This is a genomic window from Bacillus sp. SN1, assembly GCF_002796895.1.
Taxonomy (GTDB): Bacteria; Bacillota; Bacilli; order Bacillales; family Bacillaceae; genus Bacillus; species Bacillus inaquosorum.
The window spans coordinates 484,312-507,388 of record NZ_PHIE01000002.1 but is presented as its reverse complement, the minus strand read 5'-3'; the positions used below and the strand labels follow the sequence as shown (position 1 = coordinate 507,388).

Annotated in this window: 24 protein-coding genes and 1 pseudogene; 11 read left to right on the top strand and 14 right to left on the bottom strand. The window is 43.1% G+C overall.

The genetic code is table 11. From position 1 onward, the window contains the following. Nucleotides 1-150: 150 nt before the first annotated feature. Nucleotides 151-2,088, top strand: a pseudogene (locus CVV77_RS22395) (sensor histidine kinase); the annotation flags it as partial. Between the two features lie 72 nt (nt 2,089-2,160). Further along, a complete protein-coding gene (locus CVV77_RS22390) occupies nt 2,161-3,231 on the top strand; it encodes a response regulator (protein ID WP_309300184.1) in 1,071 nt (356 codons plus the stop codon). Nucleotides 3,232-3,269: 38 nt separating this feature from the next. Here the strand turns inward: CVV77_RS22390 and mscL are convergent, their stop codons facing one another. Beyond that, nucleotides 3,270-3,662, bottom strand: a complete 393-nt coding sequence (mscL, locus tag CVV77_RS11330; RefSeq protein ID WP_100275423.1) for a large conductance mechanosensitive channel protein MscL — start codon at nt 3,660-3,662, stop codon at nt 3,270-3,272. 69 nt (nt 3,663-3,731) lie between these two features. Next, nucleotides 3,732-4,157, bottom strand: a complete 426-nt coding sequence (fabZ, locus tag CVV77_RS11325; RefSeq protein WP_003235662.1) for a 3-hydroxyacyl-ACP dehydratase FabZ — start codon at nt 4,155-4,157, stop codon at nt 3,732-3,734. Between the two features lie 191 nt (nt 4,158-4,348). Here fabZ and rapD point away from each other — a divergent pair, with 191 nt between their 5' ends. Next, on the top strand, nt 4,349-5,413 hold the full coding sequence (gene rapD, locus CVV77_RS11320; protein ID WP_003235665.1) for an aspartate phosphatase RapD: 1,065 nt from the start codon (nt 4,349-4,351) through the stop codon (nt 5,411-5,413). 20 nt (nt 5,414-5,433) lie between these two features. Here rapD and flhP read toward each other — a convergent pair whose 3' ends face one another. The 5 genes from flhP to CVV77_RS11295 form a co-directional block, all read right to left on the bottom strand. Further along, nucleotides 5,434-6,243, bottom strand: a complete 810-nt coding sequence (gene flhP, locus CVV77_RS11315; RefSeq protein ID WP_100275422.1) for a flagellar hook-basal body complex protein FlhP — start codon at nt 6,241-6,243, stop codon at nt 5,434-5,436. Between the two features lie 32 nt (nt 6,244-6,275). Continuing rightward, the gene (flhO, locus tag CVV77_RS11310; protein ID WP_084991078.1) at nt 6,276-7,088 is read right to left on the bottom strand and encodes a flagellar hook-basal body complex protein FlhO; all 813 of its coding nucleotides are present in this window, start codon (nt 7,086-7,088) and stop codon (nt 6,276-6,278) included. Nucleotides 7,089-7,248: 160 nt separating this feature from the next. Beyond that, on the bottom strand, nt 7,249-8,250 hold the full coding sequence (gene mbl, locus CVV77_RS11305) for a cell shape-determining protein Mbl (protein WP_003227776.1): 1,002 nt from the start codon (nt 8,248-8,250) through the stop codon (nt 7,249-7,251). A gap of 178 nt (nt 8,251-8,428) precedes the next feature. Continuing rightward, on the bottom strand, nt 8,429-8,710 hold the full coding sequence (spoIIID, locus tag CVV77_RS11300) for a sporulation transcriptional regulator SpoIIID (protein WP_003221804.1): 282 nt from the start codon (nt 8,708-8,710) through the stop codon (nt 8,429-8,431). Between the two features lie 14 nt (nt 8,711-8,724). Next, a complete protein-coding gene (locus CVV77_RS11295; protein ID WP_080010888.1) occupies nt 8,725-8,835 on the bottom strand; it encodes a protein usd in 111 nt (36 codons plus the stop codon). A 224-nt stretch (nt 8,836-9,059) separates the two neighbouring features. Here CVV77_RS11295 and CVV77_RS11290 point away from each other — a divergent pair, with 224 nt between their 5' ends. Together CVV77_RS11290 and CVV77_RS11285 are read left to right on the top strand one after the other, a co-directional pair. After that, nucleotides 9,060-9,473, top strand: coding sequence for a MarR family winged helix-turn-helix transcriptional regulator (locus tag CVV77_RS11290; protein WP_100275421.1), 414 nt, complete (start codon nt 9,060-9,062; stop codon nt 9,471-9,473). 21 nt (nt 9,474-9,494) lie between these two features. Beyond that, entirely contained in the window at nt 9,495-10,685 is a 1,191-nt protein-coding gene (locus tag CVV77_RS11285) for an MFS transporter (protein WP_019259691.1), read from the top strand. A 94-nt stretch (nt 10,686-10,779) separates the two neighbouring features. Here the strand turns inward: CVV77_RS11285 and CVV77_RS11280 are convergent, their stop codons facing one another. The 5 genes from CVV77_RS11280 to CVV77_RS11260 all read right to left on the bottom strand — a co-directional run bounded on the left by CVV77_RS11280 (nt 10,780) and on the right by CVV77_RS11260 (nt 16,517). After that, nucleotides 10,780-12,186, bottom strand: coding sequence for a right-handed parallel beta-helix repeat-containing protein (locus CVV77_RS11280; RefSeq protein WP_100275420.1), 1,407 nt, complete (start codon nt 12,184-12,186; stop codon nt 10,780-10,782). A gap of 103 nt (nt 12,187-12,289) precedes the next feature. Continuing rightward, nucleotides 12,290-13,762, bottom strand: a complete 1,473-nt coding sequence (pucI, locus tag CVV77_RS11275; protein ID WP_100275419.1) for an allantoin permease — start codon at nt 13,760-13,762, stop codon at nt 12,290-12,292. Nucleotides 13,763-13,943: 181 nt separating this feature from the next. Continuing rightward, on the bottom strand, nt 13,944-15,302 hold the full coding sequence (locus CVV77_RS11270) for an MFS transporter (RefSeq protein ID WP_100275418.1): 1,359 nt from the start codon (nt 15,300-15,302) through the stop codon (nt 13,944-13,946). Beyond that, nucleotides 15,302-15,871, bottom strand: a complete 570-nt coding sequence (locus tag CVV77_RS11265; RefSeq protein WP_100275417.1) for an isochorismatase family protein — start codon at nt 15,869-15,871, stop codon at nt 15,302-15,304. Before CVV77_RS11265 ends, CVV77_RS11270 begins: the two co-directional genes overlap by 1 nt. A 184-nt stretch (nt 15,872-16,055) precedes the next feature. After that, entirely contained in the window at nt 16,056-16,517 is a 462-nt protein-coding gene (locus tag CVV77_RS11260) for a hypothetical protein (RefSeq protein ID WP_100275416.1), read from the bottom strand. 276 nt (nt 16,518-16,793) lie between these two features. Here CVV77_RS11260 and amtB point away from each other — a divergent pair, with 276 nt between their 5' ends. The 3 genes from amtB (at nt 16,794) to bcrC (ending at nt 19,130) form a co-directional block, all read left to right on the top strand. Further along, nucleotides 16,794-18,008 carry an ammonium transporter AmtB gene (gene amtB / locus CVV77_RS11255; RefSeq protein WP_003235687.1) on the top strand — a complete coding sequence of 405 codons (1,215 nt, stop codon included), beginning with the start codon at nt 16,794-16,796 and terminating at the stop codon, nt 18,006-18,008. 11 nt (nt 18,009-18,019) lie between these two features. After that, a complete protein-coding gene (locus CVV77_RS11250; protein WP_003221829.1) occupies nt 18,020-18,370 on the top strand; it encodes a P-II family nitrogen regulator in 351 nt (116 codons plus the stop codon). 178 nt (nt 18,371-18,548) lie between these two features. Beyond that, complete coding sequence (gene bcrC / locus CVV77_RS11240; protein WP_100275415.1) at nt 18,549-19,130, top strand: undecaprenyl-diphosphate phosphatase BcrC; 582 nt, start codon at nt 18,549-18,551, stop codon at nt 19,128-19,130. A gap of 39 nt (nt 19,131-19,169) precedes the next feature. On the opposite strand, the gene CVV77_RS11235 is transcribed toward bcrC, so the two are convergent. Beyond that, a complete protein-coding gene (locus CVV77_RS11235; protein ID WP_088111925.1) occupies nt 19,170-19,592 on the bottom strand; it encodes a VanZ family protein in 423 nt (140 codons plus the stop codon). A 110-nt stretch (nt 19,593-19,702) separates the two neighbouring features. Then, nucleotides 19,703-20,575: a stage II sporulation protein SpoIIQ gene (gene spoIIQ, locus CVV77_RS11230; RefSeq protein ID WP_003235692.1), complete on the bottom strand. Its 873-nt coding sequence runs from the start codon at nt 20,573-20,575 to the stop codon at nt 19,703-19,705. 140 nt (nt 20,576-20,715) lie between these two features. Between spoIIQ and CVV77_RS11225 the strand changes: the two genes are divergently transcribed. The 3 genes from CVV77_RS11225 (at nt 20,716) to CVV77_RS11215 (ending at nt 23,058) form a co-directional block, all read left to right on the top strand. After that, nucleotides 20,716-21,207 (top strand): GNAT family N-acetyltransferase, encoded by a 492-nt coding sequence (locus CVV77_RS11225; RefSeq protein ID WP_080030786.1) that lies wholly within the window; start codon nt 20,716-20,718, stop codon nt 21,205-21,207. Then, a complete protein-coding gene (locus tag CVV77_RS11220) occupies nt 21,204-21,722 on the top strand; it encodes a DUF5362 family protein (protein WP_100275414.1) in 519 nt (172 codons plus the stop codon). Before CVV77_RS11225 ends, CVV77_RS11220 begins: the two co-directional genes overlap by 4 nt. Nucleotides 21,723-22,053: 331 nt before the next feature. Beyond that, nucleotides 22,054-23,058 carry an SDR family NAD(P)-dependent oxidoreductase gene (locus tag CVV77_RS11215; RefSeq protein WP_100275413.1) on the top strand — a complete coding sequence of 335 codons (1,005 nt, stop codon included), beginning with the start codon at nt 22,054-22,056 and terminating at the stop codon, nt 23,056-23,058. Nucleotides 23,059-23,077: the final 19 nt, after the last annotated feature.

Below are 23,077 nucleotides of genomic sequence, written 5' to 3'. Positions count from 1 at the left end.
TATCAGTAAATAACTTCTATTATATCATGCCAAATTGCCCCTTTATCTGGATTCTTTTTCTTTCTATTGTAGTTTTTGAAAGTTTGCATTTAAAATATTTATAAAAAATGGGAATTAAGAATGATCCTATTGGGATAAAGGAGCACTGATATGAAAGAAAAATTCATTTTTATTTCGATTATTTTTGGTTATGCCGCTTTCTTTATGATTTTTATAGGCATTGACCATTTTTCGGGATCAACACTTCCTGCGGCAAGGCATGGGGTCATGAATCTGGAAAACTGGGATTTTCAGAAGGATGGAAATGTACAGCTGAATGGAAAGTGGACATTATATCCCAATCAGCTGCTGTCACCAAAAGAGATTTCTTCAGCAAAAGGAAAAGATCCCGTCTTCGTTGATGTTCCCAGCAATGTGAAGGTGACCAAACAGGGCATCAATGTGGATTACGGAACGTACAAGCTGATTATCAGATCAAATCAAGATAATCAGCTTTTTGGGATCAGCACGTCGTTTATTTACAGTGCAAATCGCATCTATTTTAATGGACAACTCATAGGGCAAAGCGGCAGCCCTTCAAATAAACCTGATTTCACGGCGCAAAACAGACCGTATACGAGCTTTTTTTCGCTTCACAAGGGTGACAATGAACTTGTGGTACAATTTTCAAACTTCGGAAAAACGCCCGGGTGGGGAATCGCAAAGCCGATTACCTTTGGAACGCAGGACCAAATATTGCGGGAGAACAAAATTTCCTTTCTTAATGATTCAATTATGATTACAGCTTTTTTCATTACCGGATTATATTTTCTGGGCTTTTTCCTGCAAAGAAAAAAGGATAAACATTTGTTGTTTTTTTCTGTTATGTGTCTTCTGTTTTCGTTCATTATTCTGATGATCGGAAAAGAGCGGATTATATTTCTCCTCAATCCGTCCATTTCATTTTCATTGCTAAATTCAATGAGGGCAATCTCAACTGTGTTTGTCAGTATAGCGGTTTTTCTCTATCTCTATTTTGCTTACCGGCAGATTGTATCAAAACGTTTTATTCTCATAGCCACCGTTTCTTCCGGGCTGGTCTTGATCACAGATTTTTTAACCGTGGGGTTTATCGACCATGGCTCATACATATTACATTCTGTGCTAGCCGTTTCGACCCTGATTTATATCACATATATTTTTACAATTGCAGCGATTCGCAAAATGGAAGGAAGCCTGTATCTGACAATCGCTTCTATTTCAATGAGTGCTTTTGTCATTTTAACGACCATCTCCGCTTACAGCGGAAAAACAGCCTTTTCATTTAATTCGATTTATTCATTGCCAACCGTCATTGCGTTGCTGGCGATTGTTCTTCTGATGGCACAGCAATTTGCCGGCGCTTTCCGCGAAAATGAAGTGCTGTCGTGGAAATTGCTCAGGATTGACCGGCTAAAGGATGATTTTATCGCCAAAACATCGCATGAATTCAAAACGCCGCTGAACAGCATTATTAATATATGCCAAACGTTGCTGGCCGGCAAAGGAAAAAGAACGATAGAAGAAGAGAAAGAAAACATGCAGCTTGTCATCCGCATGGGCTACAGGCTGTCCAATCTGGTGAATGACATTCTGGATTTAGAAAAAATAAAGCAAGGCATGCTTCAGATTCACCCAGTTCCTGTTGATATTTATACTTTAATCTGTTCGGAAATGAATTTCTACAATCTCTTGTCCAGACATAAAAACTTGAACATTATAAATCATATTCCAGCCGGCCTTCCTTTGGTACTCACAGATGAAAACCGCTTTCGGCAAATTGTAACCAATCTAGTAGACAATGCAATCAAGTATACAGCGGAGGGCCAAATTACACTTTCTGCTTCAAGACTGAACGATAACATGATCAAGGTGACAGTAACGGATACCGGAAGCGGCATTTCAGAAGCCGATTGCCAAACCATATTTGAGTCTTTTCAGCAAGCCGAAACAAATAAAGACGACGGAGCCGGTCTTGGCCTAAGCATCGTCAAACAGCTGGTTCAGCTACAAAACGGAGACATTTGGGTCGAATCGGAAGAGGGAAAAGGTTCGTCATTCCATTTCACATTGCCGATTGCTCAAAATGAACCTGTACCTGAAACAAAGAAGGGTCTTCCTGATTTACAATCCGGGATAGATATGTCAGATATCTCTATGAGCACGCCTTATTATTCTGAGAAAATTGACGCTCCAACGATTTTGATTGTCGATGATAACATCGACAGTTTAAAAATCTTAATCGATATGCTGGAAGGCGTTCCCTACAATGTGATTGCTGCGAAAAACGGAATGGAGGCATTAGAAGTTGTCTCTTGCACGAAGCTTGATTTGGTTATTCTGGACTTGATGATGCCGGATATGACTGGTTTCGAAGTCTGTATGAGAATTCGCGAACGATTCAGCCTGGTTGATCTCCCGGTTCTGATGATTACAGCAGCCATTATCGGTCATGACAAATACAAGGCTTTTCATGCCGGAGCGAATGACATTTTGCAAAAACCTTATCATTACTCTGAATTTATGGCGCGTATCAAAAACCTGATTATGATGAAACATACAGCAAATCAAGCCACAAGAATGGAAATGGCATTTCTCCAATCGCAAATCAAGCCGCATTTTCTTTACAATGTATTAAACACGATCATTTCTCTCAGCCATTTGGATATTGAAAAAGCGCGGGAGGTAACAGAGGAATTTACCAACTTTTTAAGAATGAGTTTCGACTTCCAAAATACATCAGCCATCAGTTCATTCAAACATGAGCTTTCTATTATCAGTTCCTATCTTTCCATAGAAAAGACGCGCTTCGGCGATCGGCTTGAGGTTTTTTTCGATATAGACAATGACATTGACTTTATCCTTCCGCCTTTAATGATTCAGCCCTTGGTGGAAAATGCCGTTCTTCACGGCGTCAGCAAGAAAAGAGGCGGAGGATGGATCAAGCTGACAGCTAAAAAACAAAACAGGAACGAGTATTACATCAAAGTAGAAGATAACGGTGTCGGTATGGCTCCGGAAAAACGAAAAGATCTCTTATCTTCGGGTTTCGACCGCAGCGTCGGATTAAAAAATATCAACCAGCGGCTGAAACATTTTTGCGGAAGCGAGTTGAAAATCAGCAGCACTCCGGATACCGGCACCTCTGTATCGATGCTTATTCATCTTGCTGAAACAACGGAAAGCCCCGCAGCATTAAGTGAAAGGAATTGAAAATAAAAAAGACCGCCGTTTCAGAACGGCAGTCTTTTTTATTCCGGCGACTTTGTTTGCTGCTTCAGCAGATCTCTGATTTCCTTCAGCAGCTCCTCTTGCGCATCCGGCGCTTCTTCCGCCGCCTCTTCCTCTGCTTCTTTTTTGCGTCTCAACCCATTCAAAGTCCGAATAACAATAAAAATGGAGAACGATATAATTAAGAAGTTTACAATCGTCTGTATAAAGCTGCCGTACTTCACTACAGCTTCGCCAAACGTAAACGACAAGCCTGAAAAATCAAGCCCGCCCAGCAGCAAGCCCACCAAAGGCATGATGATATCATTGACTAGAGATGTGACGATCTTGCCGAACGCGCCACCTATCACAACACCGATTGCGAGGTCAACGATATTCCCGCGCATGGCAAAGGCCTTAAATTCTTTCCACATACAATCACCTGCTTTCATGTTTTGAATGAAAAAAGACAAATGTGCCGCTGCCCATCTGCCTTATTTCAGTTATTCTCCGAGAGCAAAAGTCAGTTCGACTTCGCAAACAACTTCGCCATCAACTGTGGCAACGCCTTTTCCGCGCCCGATTGTGCCGCGCGCACGAGTGATTTCAACCTCAAGATGAAGCTGATCACCAGGCTTGACTTGTTTTTTAAACCGGCAATTGTCAATGCCCGCAAAGAACGCCAGTCTGCCGCGGTTTTCTTCTTTAATCAGCATCGCAACAGCTCCGACTTGAGCAAGTGCTTCTACAATTAATACGCCGGGCATTACTGGATACTGTGGAAAATGTCCGTTAAAGAACTCTTCATTAGCAGTTACATTTTTATAGCCTTTTGCCCGTTTGCCCTCTTCAACTTCCGTAATCCGGTCTACAAGCAAAAACGGATAACGGTGAGGAATAATTTCTTTAATTTGCTGAGTATCAAGCATTCTCTTGACATCTCCTTCATCTGCATTAGTATGTATAGCAATCATCAAAGATCCAATCTGTACATTTGAAAAGTATATTATGAATTAATCTCTTTTTCAACCGCGCTAAAATGTAACCAACTGTCAATGAGAGCCGTCAAAAGTTATGATATGATAATTATAGATTTTACCAATAGCAAAGAGGTAGGAAAATGATTTCGAAGTTTATTGAAAAAAGGATGCAAAACATGTTAGACGAGTGGTATTCCGCAATGAGCAAGCGCAAAATGAATCACGTTTGCACACTGAAAGAGAAAATTGACCAGCACCTTCCGAAGCTCAAAAAGAATACAAAACTTTGGATGCGTTATCAATTGTTTCAGGCCCGCCATCAGCTGCTTTTTGAAAACCAGAACGGACTTGATTCATTGTTCGATGATCTGTACGGTCTGGAAGACAAAATGGATGATGAATTGAAATATTATCTGTATTTTTTCTCAGGATTATACGAAATGGTAAAAACAGCTCCGAAACATGCAGTGAATCATTTTAAAAAAGCTGAACAGTACCTGGCCGCCATTCAAAATACGTTTGAAGCCGCTGATTTATATTATCAAACCGCCGGCGCCTATTACTTGATGAAATCACCGCCGCTTTCCATCCAATACGTCAAAAAAGCATTACACATCTATTTGCATCAATTCGGCTATATAAAAAAGGTAATCACCTGCAAGCTTTTGCTCGCCGTTAATTATATTGATCAAGAACGCTACGAAAAAGCTGAACAGCTTTTCAAAGACATCATTAGGAAAACCCAGCAATTACATGACGAAAACCTGCTATGCCACGCTTATTATAACCTTGGCTTTTTAAAAGCAACCGAAAAAAAAGACCAGGAAGCGCTTCTTTACTTTAAAAAGGTATTAAAGAATCAAGAATTTGAAACGAATTCTCCAGTCTCGTATCTGCATTGTGTGTACGAATCTGTCAGAGCGCTTTTTAAAACAGGAAAGGTCACAGAAGCGAAAGCCGTCCTGGAAAAAGGGAAAGAATTATCTGAAAAGGTAGACATTCAAACCATTTACTTAAAATTAAAAACGCTTGAAGCGCTCTACACATCAGTTGAAGACCCCTATGATCAACTGCTTGAATATGTGCTTGAATTAGAAAAAATTGAAGCGTGGGTGGATTTAGAGGTGCTTTTAGAAGATATCACGGAATACTACAAAAAAAAGGACGATTTCGAAAAAGCCGCTTTTTTTATCATGCGCGGCTGATTGAAAACGCCCATTTCTTTTTATCTGACTGAATTAATTAAACCGAGCATTTGATCTCCCATTGTAATCGTTCTGCTGTTCAGCTGATATGAACGCTGGGACGTGATCAAATCTGTCATTTGTTCAGAAATATCGACATTAGACATCTCAAGCGAGCCCTGCTGCATGCCGATGTTTTGTCTATTCGCGCCATTCAGCTCTTCAAAAGCTGCCGCATTATCAATAGAGAAAAGATTATTCCCTTCCGATTTCAGCTCTTGAGGGTTATTCACTTGGACAACCCCGAGATTAAACCGCTGGACTGCGTTTCCGTCAGATGCGGTTAAGGTGCCGTTTTTATTGATGGTGATATTCTTCATTGAGCTGTCGATGTTGACTGTATTCCCGTTTTCATCAAGCACCGGATACCCATTACCAGTAACGAGTTGAAGCTGGTTGGCATTCGCAGCTGACGGCGTTACATACAGCGCTCCGTCTCTCGTATACTGCCGGTTTCCATTCACGTTCACCTGAAAATATTGGTATGGAGACGTAAACGCGATATCCAGATCGCGATCCGTCTTCTGAATGCTTCCTTGATCAGATACAAGGCGTGAATTCATCATCGCTCCGACGCCGAGGCGCAAGCCGGGCGGCGTTTTTCGGGCTTTTGCCACTTCCTCATTTTTTTCATCAACCTGATCGAATTGCTGTCTGACTAGCTCAGAAAAATTCGTATCTTTTGCCTTATAGCCGGTTGTGTTGCTGTTTGAAAGGTTGCTGCTGATTGTGTCAATCTGCTGCTGCAGCTGGTTTAAGGTTGTTGATGCCGTTAGCATTGACCTGAGCATAGTTGATGTCCCCCGTTTTTTCTTCCGTTATCTTAGATTTTTCCGATTTCATTAGCTGCTTTATCCATACTTTTATCGTAAGCTTGAATAACCTTCTGATTGGCCTCAAACGATCTGTACGCTTCAGTCATTTCTGTATAGGCGCTTGTCACATCCACGTTTGAAAGCTCAGAGACGCCTTGTTTTAATGAATAGGATACCTGGTTATTATCAGCTGCGCTTGGCAGATCATTGCCGTCCGCGGTGCTGTACAAGTTATTTCCGTCCCGTTTCAGGTTGCGGACATCCTCCGCCATTCTGACATCAATCTGGCCGGCTGTCTGTCCGTTCGTTGTCACAGTACCGTTTTCAGATACAGTAAAATTTTCATTATCCACAGTGATTGGCTGGCCATCCGTTGATAAAATAGGATTTCCGTTGATCGTAAGCTGATTATTCTCATTTAGTGAAAATGTGCTGCTTTTTGAATAACGAATTCCGTCCGCTGTCTGAACCGGATAAAAAAGAGCCGCGTTTTCATTGGTTTCCGCATGAACCGGAACTTGATTTTCAACCAATGTGATATCTGTAGGCTGATCTGTGGACTTCAGGCTTCCCTGTGTGAAAAGAGGCTTAAGTTCCTGCATATACACACCGGTATTCACGGAACCGACTTCCGTCCTCGTTGTTCCGGCCGGAGATTTTGATTCTATTCTGCTGAGCAGCATCTCAGGGAACGCGCGCATGGAGCCTTGATCTGCTTTATATCCGGATGTATTTGCATTTGCAATATTATTTGAAAGCATTTCCGTTCTTCGCTGCTGGGCAATCATTGCGGATGTTGCTGTATATAATCCTTTTAACAAATTTCCCACCTCTAAAATGGCATTTTTTCCAGTTGTCATATAGGAACGTTCGTTCTATGATAAAAATCAGTATTTTATCCTATTATCGTCATATATTATCCATTCGTGAAGGCTTTTTCATAAAAAAACCCCATTCTTTTTCAGAATGAGGTTTGTGAAATCAGCTTAGTTTGCGTTTAGGAAGCTTGTCCATATTATCAAGCATGACACCTGTGCCGATGGCTACGCAATCCATAGGATTTTCAGCGACGAGGACCGGTACCTTCAGCTCTTCAGCAAGCAGCTGGTCAAGGCCGTTTAAGAGCGCGCCTCCGCCAGTAATAATAACCCCGCGGTCAATAATATCAGCGGAAAGTTCAGGCGGTGTTCTTTCAAGCACTTGTTTCGCAGCCTGCACAATAACAGCGACAGATTCACGAAGGGCTTCTTCAACTTCTTTACTGTTTACTGTAATTGTTCTTGGAAGACCGGAAACCATGTCCCGTCCGCGAATGGAAATTTCTTCGTGACGTGCGTCTGGGAAAACCGTTGCGACTTTAATCTTAATATCTTCCGCAGTACGTTCGCCGATAAGCAGCTTGTACTCGCGTTTGATGTAATTTAAGATTTCCATGTCAAACTTGTCCCCAGCCATTTTAATAGAAGAGGAGGTGACAATATCGCCCATTGAAATAACCGCGATATCCGTCGTCCCGCCTCCGATGTCTACAACCATGTTACCGCTTGGCTGGAATATTTCCATACCCGCGCCGATAGCGGCAACTTTAGGTTCTTCTTCAAGGTATACATGTTTACCGCCGCTTTTTTCTGCAGCTTCTTTGATTGCTTTTTGCTCAACGGATGTAATATTCGTCGGGCAGCAAATGAGCATGCGCGGTTTTGAGAACAAGCCCTTTACATTCAGCTTGTTAATAAAATGCTTCAGCATTGCTTCTGTTACTTCAAAATCAGCAATAACTCCGTCTTTCAGCGGGCGAATCGCAACAATATTCCCAGGTGTACGTCCAACCATTCGTCTTGCCTCTTCGCCAACCGCCAGCACTTTGCCGCTGTTTTTATCAAGTGCTACTACGGAAGGTTCATTCAGAACAATTCCTTTACCTTTAACATGGATCAGTACATTTGCAGTACCGAGGTCAATACCAATATCCCTTGCAAACATCTATTTATATCCTCCTTGAAAATCTGTTTCACAGTAAATATCCACATTGTGCCCTAATTATATATATTATCATAAAATATAGAAAAAAAGTTGGAAGCGCATTAAGTTCTTTACAATTTTTTGCGGATGTTTTATGAACGATTTCAAGAAGACAATGCCAACTGATGACAGCAGGTGATTACGATTGCTGAACAGGCTCTCCTTCGAGAATTTCATCTTTTTTATATTTGAGTTTTGTCGCTTCTCCTCCTCTTAAATGCCTTATGGATTTATGATAATCGAGTATTTCTTTCACTTCGTTTGCCAAGTCAGGGTTAATTTCAGGCAGACGCTCTGTTAAATCCTTGTGTACTGTACTTTTGGAAACACCAAATTCCTTCGCAATGACACGAACGGTTTTCTTTGTCTCCACGATGTACTTCCCTATCTTGATTGTTCGCTCTTTGATGTAATCGTGCACACCACTCGACCTCCCTAAAATGGATGTGAGAAGTGTGAAATGAGATCCGTATTCTGTAAAGAGTCATTCATTATGCCGCTTCTTCGTTGTATGGTTTTAAAAGTAAGTTTGTGAAATGTGCCCACGATCCCTCACCTCAAACACTCTCTTTGTTAGGTTTGTAACAGTGTATTAGCATTCTTTTGGGAATATGCTAAAAACTCAATAAGGACAAGGGGTGAAACGAACTTTTTCAGCTTCGGCAAACTATTTCGCGTCACTAAATTTTTATCTTTACATCCATTCAGCGCTCCTGTAAAATAAAAAAAGCAATTAGTTACTTAGGTAAGTTTTTTAGAAGGAGACCGAAATGACCTACGTCAACAGACACCTCATTCATCAAATCAACCAAAGCGCCCGCCTGATTGCCAAGAAAGCCAATGAACAGCTGGAGCCATTCGGCCTTTATTCATCTCAATGGTCAGTTTTATATTGTTTGCGTACGATCGGACCAATGACTCAAAAAGAGATTTGGTCCTATTTAAATGTGGAAGCGCCGACTGTAACACGGACGATCAAACGCCTGGAGGAAAACGGCTGGGTTCAGAGACGGCAAGGTGAAGACAAACGGGAAAAACTTGTTGTCCTCACAAAAGAAGCCGAGAAAAAATACGAAGAAATCAATGTGAAAATGCTGAAATTCGAGGAAGAACTACTTGTAGATTTCCGGGATGAAGATAAGGAAGCTTTTTCTCATTTATTTCGCATGTTTTTGCAACAATGAAAATAAGGAAGTGACATACATTTGAAAAAAGCGGATGCGATATGGACCAAGGATTTTATTATGGTCCTGCTTGTCAATTTATTTGTGTTTGTGTTCTTTTATACATTTTTAACTGTACTGCCGATCTATACGCTTCAAGAGCTTGGCGGCACAGAATCACAAGGCGGGCTTTTAATCAGCCTGTTCCTTCTGTCAGCAATCATTACACGGCCTTTCTCCGGAGCCATCGTTGAGCGTTTCGGCAAGAAAAGAATGGCGATTGTATCAATGGCGTTATTCGCCCTTTCATCTTTTCTGTATATGCCCATTCATAACTTTTACTTACTGCTTGGCTTGCGGTTCTTTCAAGGGATTTGGTTCAGCATTTTAACGACTGTAACAGGTGCAATTGCAGCGGACATTATTCCGGCCAAACGCCGCGGTGAAGGGCTTGGATACTTTGCCATGTCTATGAACCTCGCCATGGCAATCGGGCCTTTCCTTGGACTGAATTTGATGAAGGTCGTAAGCTTCTCTGTATTCTTTACAGCCTTTGCGCTGTTTATGGTTGCAGGCTTACTTGTTTCGTTCTTGATAAAGGTGCCTCAAAACCAAGACAGCGGCACAACTGTATTTCGTTTTTCGTTCTCGGATATGTTTGAAAAAGGCGCACTTAAGATTGCGACGGTCGGTTTATTTATTTCTTTCTGTTATTCAACTGTCACAGCGTATTTGTCTGTATTCGCCAAATCAGTTGATCTTTCGAATATCAGCGGATATTTCTTTGTTTGCTTTGCGGTGACAATGATGATTGCACGCCCATTCACAGGGAAATTGTTCGACAAAGTCGGACCGGGCATTGTCATTTACCCATCAATCTTGATTTTCTCAGTGGGGCTCTGCATGCTGTCCTTCACACATAGCGGCTTGATGCTCCTTCTTTCAGGAGCGGTTATCGGTCTCGGATACGGATCAATCGTTCCTTGTATGCAAACATTGGCGATCCAGAAATCTCCGGCTCACCGCTCAGGTTTTGCGACGGCAACGTTCTTTACCTTCTTTGACAGCGGAATTGCTGTAGGGTCGTATGTATTCGGATTGTTTGTAGCATCTGCCGGCTTCTCTGCCATTTATTTATCAGCGGGGCTGTTCGTTCTGATTGCTCTGCTTCTCTATGCATGGAGCCAGAAAAAACCAGCTGAGGCTGAAGGAAAAGTGTCTATTGCAGAATAACGCTCAGACTGCCGGGATATGCCGGCAGTCTTTTTTGCATATAAAAAGCGGCGTCCTGCTCCGTTGAACGGAAGAGAACGCCGCTAATGGCATATTATTCAATGACCGGCCGCGCAGGTGAATCAGGATCTAACGTAAAGTCATAGGAATCTTCATCACGATACATCGGATCGGCATAAATGGATTGCTGATCGTTATTTGTTGCTTTTCGATACGACGAAAATGAATCGTATTCATTCTTTTTCCACATCCATATGCCGTCTTGATCCGCTTCCTTATGGTACACGTTATGATTGACCGTATTGCCTTCATTTTCTGTAAAATCGTTTCCGATAAATAATCTTGAATCACTGGCCGTCAAAATATTCTTTTCGATTGTGTTGTTTTTCGTATCATACTGCAGCAGCAGTTGTCCGCCATACAGCCCCTTTGTGTCATTCCGGTACATAATGTTGTGTGCAATCAGAGAATTGCTGGTTCCGCCCCGCTTTTTGTCGTATCCTCCGATTGAAATACCGGTATAAGCATTGTTGTATACTTTGTTGTCTGTTATCTGAATATCATTTGCATATTTCCCTTTGTGTTCAGACGTTGCTTCAATCCCAATATCGTTATCGTAAACTGTGTTTTTCTTAATCTCGATGCTGTGTCCGCCATCGACATAAATCCCGCCCGCTGAGTAATCATCTCCATAAGCTGGGTTTCCGTAAGTCGAGTTTTGATAAACCGTATTGTTTTCTACGACTCCGTTTCGCACGTAATCGTTTTTGTCCGCGGTTCCCTCATAACCGATAAGGTCAATCCCGATGTTATTATTGTTGCGGACCACATTGCCCGCAACGGTGAAGCCGTCAATATTTCCGTTTAGCACAACCGCTTCACTCGCTCCAAGCGTCAGATTCTCAACCGTATTATCCTTGATTTGAATGTCTTTCATGCTGCCAGTTCCATAGACTGCAATTCCGTGGGCATTTCCTTCATCTGCTGTTGTCTTAATATCCCGGACATGATTGTTCTTAATGGCAATATGACTGCTGGAGCCTGATACATAAATCCCCATAGCAGTTGCTGCCTCAGATGAAACAGTAAGATCTTGAATCGTTAAACCGCTGATGGCAATGTCATGTTTATCGTGAATATGAATGAGCGGTGCCTCATATTCTGCGTCCGCAACGGATCCTCCGCTAATCACGACTTTTTCATTTTCATAGTTTCGGAACGTGATCGGCTTTCCGTCCGTACCGCTGTGCTTTACCTCAAGGGTTTCATGATACGTGCCTTCCCGAATCATGACGGTTGTGCCGGCGGCAGCCTCCTCTGAAGCATGTGCCAGTGTACGAAACGGCTTATCTTTCGTGCCTTCATTTTGATCACTGCCCTCTGGCGAAACATAGATGCAATTCCCTTGCTCTTCCTCATTCGCTTTTGTCTTATCAAAAACAAAGGCAAGGATGACGGACGTTAACACACCTGCCAAAAGAATAAAATACCATTTTCTCATATTCGATTCCCATTTCGTTTTAGAATAATTTCTAAAACAATTATAAATGTTCTATTTATGGAAAACCATTTCAAAAATATGAAAATATACCGTGAGATAGATCTTATTCAGCCTGACGAACCTGCTCAGATTCAAACGTCTCAATCACCGATGGAGCCGGAGGGTGAACACGCATCAGAACAATATAGAAAAGAAATGAAATCAGCACACCGACAAACCAGGAAATATCGTATAAGCTTTTCAATGCAGGAACATACATGCCAATCAGCGAGACCAGCGCGCCCAAAATCGTGGCTGCAAATGCACGGTAATTATAGCCTTTAAAATACACATAACGCCCTGTTTCGGAATACAGGTCATCTACCGAGAGCTCCCGTTTGCGAATGATAAAGTAATCAGCCATCATCACGCCTGCCACCGGACCAAGCATGCCTCCAATCAAGCCGAGAAACGCATATACGCTTGTCGCGCTCTCCATCAGCTTCCACGGAACCGTAAATAAAGCGAGCAACGCAGTGATAAAACTGCCGCGTTTGAAATTGATATATTTCGGCAGGGCATTCGCTATATCATAAGCCGGCGATACGATGTTCGCGGCGACGTTTACAGAGATCGTGGCGATGCAGAGCGTAATCACGGACAATACGATGACATAAGGGTTATCAAACCTCGCCAAAATTTCGACAACATCCCAAATCGGCTCGCCGAAAGCGACCTGTGAACCGGAAGTCACTGTAATACTGGCAAACGCAAACAGCGCGAAGGTTCCCGGCAAACCGTAAAATTGCCCTTTGATTTGCTCTTTTTGCGTTTCAGCAAACCGTGTAAAATCAGGGATATTTAAGATCAATGTCGCCCAGATGCCGATGATACCGGTAACCCCGGCAGCAAACGGCCAGAATGTCTCTGAAAATGTATGGAACTTTCCTGGCTGAGAATAGATAGGCCCCAACCCTCCGGCAATATCGACGGCCCACCATACCATGCCGCCAAAGACGACATACACTAAAGGACCTGCCCACACCTCAAAACGCTTAATCGATTCCATGCCATGATGCAATACGAGTAAATGAATGGCCCAAAAGAATACAAAAGAAAGCAAACCGGACAAGTGGATGCCGAGAATGTTCCACCCGCCGCCAATTTCTCCCCAGCCCGGCCATATATTCAAAAGCAAAATGTTCAGCGCCGTGCTTCCCGCAAAGGTCTGAATGCCGAGCCACATGATCGCTGTAAACGCCCTTAGAAGCGCAGGGATATTCGCGCCGTATATTCCGTAAGAAGCCCGGATGATCACAGGAAACGGCAGCCCGTATTTTGCCCCCGCATGGCCGTTTAAGGCCAGTGCGCCAAATAAGATAAGCGATGCCGTAATAATGATCGCCAGCACCTGCCAAGGCGAAAGACCGATCGCAATTAACCCGCCCACCGTCGCGTAGGTCGGTATATTATGTATACACCCCATCCAAATAGAGGCAAAGTTCATTGCTTTCCATGTCCTTTTTTCCTGTCCTAAAGGCAGCAGATCTTCATTGCTCAGTTTGTTGGATTGATGCTGGCTCTCTTTTAATTTCATAGCCGGCTCCCCTTTCAATATTGTCTGTTTTTCGTCATATGTTCATTTTTCTGACATTCGATGTCACTTAATATAACTAAAAAGTCAGACAATAACATTGGCTATGATATACAATTTTCCCGCTTCTATTTGAACAGTCTAAACAAGAAAAAGAGACAGGCGCAGTGTCTGTCTCTTTTTCTCATGATGCAGTTTTCATTAATGCAGCAAATCTCACAGCCATAAACAGGCTCGCTCCGCCCGCTATGATCATGATGATTCCCATCATATCAAAATGGGCTGCCGTGATTTCCTTTCCAAAAAGAAGACCAAGGATCACCGAAGACAAAATCGACCCTAAGTAACGGCAGGTTTGAAACAGCCCTGAAGTCGTCCCTACCATGTTAGAAGGACTCGTTTTGAGCATTGCTGCCTGCAGCGCGACATTTCCAAGTCCGTACCCCATACCCAAGATTGACAGTATAAAGCCTTTCCCGATGACCTGAGCGTTGATAAAAAAGATGGTTAAGAGCACGGCTCCAGCCGTCATCAAAAGCGCACCCGCAAAGATCGGCTTGACGACGCCTGATCGGTCGATCCATTTGCCCGTAATAGGTGACACAACGATGCTCATCCCTGACATAAACAACATAAACAGACCGCTCGCTTGAACAGAAAGATGCATTTCGTCTTGAAAATAACTCGGCAGCCCAAAAAATAAACAATAGAAGAAAACATTCAGTAAAATAAACTGAACATATACGGCTGACAAGTTTCGCTGCGTTTTAAACAGACGGACATCAATAAATGGCTTATCCGTCTTCAGCTCGTGCCAGACAAAGGCACCGAGCAGAAGCACCCCCAACACACCTTCAACCGCATGCGGCGACGTGCTGAACGACAGCAGAAAGGATAGAAGCAAAATGATTCCTCCGGCAAATAAAACAATGCCAAGAATGTCGAGCTGCCGGATAATCGTTTTGATTCCTGCCCCTTTTTTCTGATCTTTCGGGAACATATACATGCCCAATAAGAAACTGAGGATAATAAACGGCAAATTGACGATAAAGATCGCCGGCCAGCCGCCCCACACAATCAAAAAACCACCGACTGTCGGCCCGAGCGCCGTCATGGCAGATGCAAAAATAGAGAGCACAGCCAAGGCTGATGCCTGCCGCTCATGAATATGACTCCGAATCAGCCCGACTCCTGACGGATAAATCGCACTGCTCCCTACCGATTGAAACAGCCGCATGATCAATAATGTCATAAATGTTGGCGCAAACGGTGCCCCGATGGCAGAAACCGCAACAAGAATGAGCCCAAATAAAAACAAGCGTTTCCGCCCGATCAAATCGCCGAGCTTTCCCGTTACAGGCTGAGCCACGGCACTCGCCAGGTAAAACGAGGAAATCAGCCAGGAAACCGTCGTAAACGACAGGTGAAACTCATGCTGGATGCTATGGAGCGCAAGAGAAATCATAGACGAATTCAGCGGATTCAGCATCGTCCCTGAAGCTACCGCTGTTAAAAAAACAGCACGGCTTTTTTTCGATATCATCATTTCACTTGCGCTAGAAATTCTTCCGTTGTCCGCGATTTACCGATTCTCGGAAAAATAAAGCGCAGTGTGGCTTCATGCTCTTCCTGGCTGAACGTGGACATGGCATCTGTAATAAAAATCTGCTGATAGCCAAGCTGGAATGCCTCGCGTGCTGTGCTTTCCACCCCGATGTTCGTCGCGATGCCGCACAATACAATCGTGTCAATGCCGCGGCGCCTCAGCTGTAAATCTAAATCCGTGCCGAAGAATGCACCCCACTGCCGTTTTGTTACAGTGTAATCTCCATCCTGCACACCGATTTCCGGAACAAATTCGGCCCAGTCCGCAGGCATTTCCCCTGAACCTCCCTGCGTAAGCTCATCTGTTTGCGGCTTCAGCGCATCCGCTCCGTCATGGAAGGCTACATTCACAAAGCTGATGAACCCGTTATGTTTTCGAAATTCATCTACGAGCTTTTTCGCATTTGGGACAACCTGTCCGCTTTGATCTATCGGCACAATTCCTTTTTGCAAATCAATGATAACCAATGCTGTTTTTTGAAAATCAATGTTGAGTGTAGTCATCATACGTCTCCTCCTGATGCTGTTAGTGTTTCTCACATTGCTTATTTTACTCTTCACTCTGCCTAAGTTCTTTTAGTATGCTTGTGAAATTCTCAGAAGGAGCGCTTTTCTTATGATTTTTCTTTTATGTAATAGTAACAGGTCGTGCATATGAACAGACCGGCAAGCACTGTAATCATAAGGGGTGTCATCGCTTCATCACCTGCCCGCCGTTTAACGGCTCCTGTCTGAAAATGCCCATGAATTTGCGGCGGTCCACCCAAAGCAGGATGAGACACATGACCATTAATATCGTGCTAAGATCCTGCACACCAATATGAAAACAATAGTTAATCAAGACGATGTTCACAATAATCGGCATAAAAACAACTGCCCCTAATGCAGATGTTCTCGGAATCAGCAGTAACACAGCTGCAAGGATTTCACCGAAACCTATAAACAGTTCGTAAACGTGAGAATAACCAAAAAATGTCCACACAATGGTAAACCCCTTCCCAGCGGCTGCCTCGATTTCAGGCGTCACCTCTCCAAACTGGCCTATCACCACTTTCGCCAGGCCGTACACGAAAAAATTAAAGGCTAAAAACAATCGGAACGTCGCCGGAATCGATTTACTTACCGCTCTCCTCAGCCTGCCCCCTTTATTCATAACGCATCTCCCCTTAGTGTATTATTCGAGTTAGTACACTTAATACAGTATAAAACATTCTAATCATTGTCAATTCTCTTTTCTGCTCATATAGATAGCTTCTTTTATAGATATAAAGTCTTATATCGCAAAAAATGCCGTTTTCCATTCTTTACATCCCTCGATAACATTCCCTAAAAAACCATGTTAGGAAATCTTACATGAAAATGTTTTATCATTCTTTTTTCTCTATAATGAAGAAATATAATAATTCTGAAAGATACGGAGGAATGAGACATGCAAATGGGCGATACAGTTTTTATGTTCTTTTGCGCTTTACTCGTGTGGCTGATGACCCCGGGATTAGCGTTATTTTATGGAGGAATGGTAAAAAGCAAAAATGTGCTGAGCACTGCAATGCACAGTTTCTCTTCCATTGCCATCGTTTCCATCGTTTGGGTGCTGTTCGGATATACACTTGCCTTCGCACCAGGCAATTCAATCATTGGCGGACTGGAGTGGGCCGGTCTGAAAGGGGTTGGATTTGATCCGGGAGATTATAGCGATACCATTCCCCACTCATTGTTTATGATGTTTCAAATGACGTTCGCTGTTCTGACAACAGCAATTATTTCCGGGGCTTTCGCAGAGCGAATGCGATTCGGCGCTTTTCTTTTATTCTCGGTTTTATGGGCTTCTTTGGTTTACACGCCGGTTGCGCACTGGGTATGGGGCGGCGGCTGGATCGGCCAGCTTGGCGCGCTCGATTTCGCCGGCGGCAACGTTGTTCATATTTCCTCCGGTGTGGCAGGCCTTGTTCTCGCTATTGTGCTCGGCAAACGGAAAGACGGCACAGCGTCTTCTCCGCACAACCTCATTTACACGTTCTTAGGCGGGGCTTTGATTTGGTTCGGCTGGTTCGGTTTTAACGTCGGCAGCGCCCTGACCTTAGACGGTGTGGCCATGTACGCTTTCATCAACACAAACACTGCCGCAGCAGCTGGGATTGCCGGCTGGATCTTAGTAGAATGGATCATTAACAAAAAACCGACGATGCTCGGAGCGGTATCCGGCGCAATCGCCGGGCTTGTGGCGATTACGCCGGCTGCAGGATTTGTCACACCGTTCTCTTCCATTATTATCGGCATCATTGGCGGAGCGGTTTGTTTCTGGGGCGTATTCTCACTTAAAAAGAAATTCGGATACGATGATGCACTCGACGCCTTTGGCCTGCATGGCATCGGCGGCACATGGGGAGGAATCGCAACAGGATTATTCGCGACAACCTCTGTTAACTCAGCGGGCGCGGACGGATTATTTTATGGTGATGCAAGCTTAATCTGGAAACAAATCGTAGCCATCGCCGCCACTTATGTTTTTGTATTTATTGTCACTTTCGTTATTATTAAAATTGTAGGCCTCTTCCTTCCCCTTCGCGCAACCGAAGAAGAAGAATCACTTGGGCTTGACTTAACGATGCACGGGGAAAAAGCATATCAAGATTCTATGTGAGGAGTGACGCTATGAGCGGTCAAATGTTCAAGGTAGAAATTGTAACGCGTCCGGCAAATTTTGAAAAGCTGAAGCAGGAACTCGGAAAAATCGGGGTCACCTCTCTGACCTTCTCCAATGTTCACGGCTGCGGCCTTCAAAAAGCACATACGGAGCTCTATCGAGGGGTAAAAATAGAAAGCAATGTATATGAACGTTTAAAAATTGAAATCGTGGTCAGCAAAGTTCCTGTTGATCAAGTGACTGAGACCGCTAAAAGGGTCCTGAAAACAGGATCACCTGGTGACGGAAAAATATTTGTCTATGAAATCAGCAATACGATCAACATCCGCACCGGCGAGGAAGGACCTGAAGCACTGTAATCGTTTAGAAGAGATTCGGAATTCCGAATCTCTTTTTTGCGTATAGAAAAAACCCCCAGAAACGCTGTCTCCCCTTCGAATTCTCTTCAAGCGTCACGCATTTTGGCAAAGTCTTTTTTGATTTGAAACTTTTTATGAGTATAATGAGTCTATTATTAAAAATGTAAAAGGTGATTATTTGAATTACGAAATTTTTAAAGCTATTCATGGACTATCTCATCACAATTCGGTTCTCGATTCGATTATGATCTTCATAACGGAATATGCCATTGTCGCCTATGCCCTTATCCTATTGGCAATTTGGCTGTTCGGGAATACGCAAAGCAGAAAAAATGTGCTTTACGCTGGCCTTACAGGAATTGCAGGTCTTGTCATCAACTTTTTGATTACGCAAGTTTATTTCGAACCGCGCCCGTTCGTTACGCACACAGTGCATACGCTGATTCCGCATGATGCGGATGCATCATTTCCGAGTGACCACACGACAGGTGCGTTAGCGATTTCTATTGCGATGCTTTTCAGAAACCGCAAAATCGGCTGGCCCCTTGTTATTTTCGGGCTTTTGACAGGCTTTTCGAGAATTTGGGTAGGGCATCACTATCCGGTAGATGTATTAGGCAGCCTTGTTGTCGCCATCATTATCGGGTTCCTATTCTTTAGATTTTCAGATCTGCTTCGCCCATTCGTCGATTTGATTGTGAAAATCTATGAAGCCATCATTAATAAACTGACGAAAAAACCAACCGATCAAAATTTCTAGAAAAGAAAAAGCCGGCGTCTGAATCCAAGACAGCCGGCTTTAAAATTTTTCGTACATCTCATGTTTTCTCCGCTTCGCCAACACATATAAACCACAAAACAATACAATTCCAACAGTATCGATGAGCACATCCCGAATACATCCGTTCCTGCTGAAGAAGAGCTGAAGAACTTCTGTGAAAAAAGCAAACGCAAACGAGCCGGCTGCAGCTGATTTTATGCTGCCCCGCTGTTTCCACAGCAAATATGTCAGCACAAAGAAGGAAAACGCGTGCCCGATTTTTTGAATAAGCGCTACAGGTACAGCAAGCTCAGTAAAATCCATGTCTAAAAACTGAGACAGATCAGGGTGCGGCTGAAAATGAAAAGCCACCGTTTGCGATACGACCATGCCGCTGAAGCTCTCCGTACAGACAGAGAGCAGAATAAAAAAGATCCAGACTGCGAGCAGTAGGCGGTTCATGCCATAACCTCCTTTATAACATACGTGCCTTTGTGTAACTACATAGACGGTGAAACAAAGCAAAAAGTAACAAAAAAAAACGCCCATCACACGGATAGACGTTTTCTTCATTAAGACTGTTCAGTGTCTTCTGTTGTGCTGCTTTCTTTGGAACCAGATTTGTCAGTTGAATCATCCTTTTTCTCACCGGATTTTTCTTCTGTTCCTTTTTCAGTTGATCCATCCTTTTTCTCGGAAGATTGCTGAATGGATTCTTCTGTTTCTTCAGTTGCAGCTTTTTCTTCAGCAGCTGCTGCTTTTTCAATAGAAGAGACCGGCTTGTCCATAAAGTTCAGCGGGTTCATAGCGACTCCGTCTTTACGGATTTCAAAATGCACGTGGTTTCCGCTGTCTTCGCTGTAAAGGTTCTTGCCAGACTTTCCGATCACTTGGTTTTGTTTCACCTTGTCACCTTGCTCAACACTTACTTCAGAAAGAGATTGATACACAGTTGATAAGCCGTCGGCATGTTCAACTTCTACAACATATCCCAGCACTGGATCTTTTTCAGCTTTGACAACCGTACCGCTCAGAGAAGCAGAAACATCGAAATCTTTTCCGTCTTTCTCAGCTAAGTCAATTCCTTTGCTTAGGCTGTACGTGTTATTATAGGTAACGAGTGCTGCTTCTTTCTCTTCTTTTGCGGCATCGGTTTCATAGAACTTTTTCACAACAGAAACGTTTTCAGAATCAACAACCGGCATTGCGACATTTTCCATTGACTTTCCTACTTCAACTGCATCGTCGTTGTTGTCATATGCGGAGTTTCCGCCGTTATCAGCCAACTGATCCTTTACATCATCATTTGATACAGATTGATACCAAAGGACTGCTGTTAAAATGACGGCCGCACTGACTAAGTAAATTGCAGGGAACACCCAGCGTTTACGAAAAAACTGCTGAAGTTTTTTGACTTGAGAAGTTTTCTTTTCTTCCTCTCTCATTGTTTCATCACCTCAGCAACATTCTGAACACTTTTCTGAAAATATATACACCTATACAAAAAACTTTTTTAGATGTAGTTTGTGCAGACTGATACGAAAATATGTCATTTTTTTGAGAGGAGTGCCAAATACTTATGAACATGACATTGCGTCTTGCTGAACATAAAGATCTGGAGGCAGTTGTTGCGATTTATAATTCAACGATTACCTCCAGAATGGTAACAGCCGATACCGAGCCGGTAACACTTGAAGACCGGATGGAATGGTTTTTGGGGCATACAGAGGCACGACCGCTCTATGTTGCCGAGGACGAAAACGGGAACGTTGCTGCCTGGATCAGCTTTGAAACATTTTACGGAAGACCCGCCTATAATAAAACAGCGGAAGTCAGCATATACATTGACGAAGCATGCCGCGGCAAAGGCGTCGGATCGTATTTGCTCCAAGAAGCGCTTCGCATTGCGCCGAATCTTGGAATCCGCTCACTTATGGCCTTCATTTTCGGACATAATAAACCAAGCCTGAAGCTGTTTGAAAAGCACGGGTTTGCAGAATGGGGCCTATTCCCCGGCATTGCCGAAATGGACGGCAAAAGATACGATTTAAAAATTTTAGGGAGAGAGCTGTCATGATTAGTCTGGATAAAGACGAAAACGAGATTGAACATCATAATGAAGAAAGCAGTGCCACGGAACAGGAGATTGTGCCTGCGGAAAGTGAGAGCCGCCAGCTAAGCGCCTCTGCTGTCAAGTCGCTATCAGACATTGCCAAGTGGGGCAAAATTTCAGGCATTTTGCTGATCATTATGGGCTCGCTGCTCACTCTGTCTGCTTTGATGACAGTGATCGGCGCCATTCCGGGCGTACTGCTGATTATTTCAGGCGTTTTTCTGATGCGTTCAGCAAAAGCAGCCGCGGAAGCTGAAGGAAATCTTACCGGCACTGCTGGCGAAAACATGCTTGAGAATTACGGAAAATTTATTAAAATGCAGCTGTTTTACGCAGCATCCAGCATTGTCACTGGCCTGATTGGGATCATTTTAGTCATTTTCATGCTGGTGATCATCGGCATTGCCGCTTTTGAAAACACCAATACGTATGAAGATCCGGATTCTTACTATTATGAGGATGATCCGGTGTTCGAATAGAGATTCAAAAAGTTAGACACAAATAGCAAAGGCATGAGTTTGGTATTGAATGAACCGGGCTCATGCCTTTTTATTATGTATCTCTGCGTTATCGCCATTCCTCCATGACACGCTCTCCAATCAGGATGTTTCTCCCCTGCTATCTCTCCATTTCATTCTTAAGAGAAAGACTGTTTTCTCCGGCCGACAGGATCTACTGTTACTGTCGCGCCATTGACAAAATAATAGTTGAATCCAAATAGGCTAGAGCAAACACAGAGTTATCTAACAAGCATATACTCCAATAACCGACATTGTTTCATCCATTCAAGAAAAAGGAAGTGGGTTACTTGTGTTTTTCAAAGATAAAAAAATACTCATAATTGGCGGAACAGGAACGATTGGAAAAAGCCTACTAAAACAAATTCTTAAGGACCAACCAAAGGTTGTTCGAATATTCAGCAGGGATGAATATAAACAATTTATGCTAGAAAACGAAATCGGGCCCAGAAAAGATATTAGATTTTTAATAGGAGATGTGCGAGATTATGACCGGGTGTTAAATGCAATGGACAGCATTGACTACGTCTTCCATACGGCTGCCATGAAGCATGTTCCCGCTTGCGAATACAATCCCTATGAAGCGGTCCTGACAAATATTATAGGAACCAATAATGTCATTAAAGCAGCCGTTGCCCAAAACGTGAAAAAAGTCGTTTTTACAAGTTCAGATAAGGCAATCTCACCAACGAATGCATATGGAGCAACAAAACTCACAGCTGAAAGGTTAATTTCCGCAGCAGAGTACAGCAAGGGAAAAGCCGAGACGGTTTTTTCTTGTGTTCGGTTTGGAAATGTAATGGGTTCAAGGGGTTCCGTAGTTCCCTTGTTTACAGAACAAATCTTAAAGCAAAAAAAAGTGACGGTTACGGATTTAAACATGAACCGCTTTATGATGACACTGGATCAGGCGACGTCATTATTAATTAGTGCGCTTAAAGAATCTCAGGGCGGAGAAATTTTCATATTAAAAATGCCGGTTATCTCACTGAGTGACTTAGTGTCAGTCGTTGTTGAAGAAACATGCAAAAAACACAATTTGGATATTAATGAAATTGAAATACAAGAAATCGGGCTGCGGCCCGGAGAAAAAATGTATGAAGAACTTATGACGTATGATGAATCGACAATGGCTTTTGAGCTGCCTGAAATGTTTGTGATCCCTTCAACATTTGGGAAAAGAAATCATTATACTCAAGCAAAAAAAGCAGCTGAAGGAACCTATAGTTCAAATGATCAGGAGCAAATTTCAAAAGGAGAAGTCCTTACATTATTACAATCGCAAAAACTAATTTAATCTGGGAAGGAAGATGGGC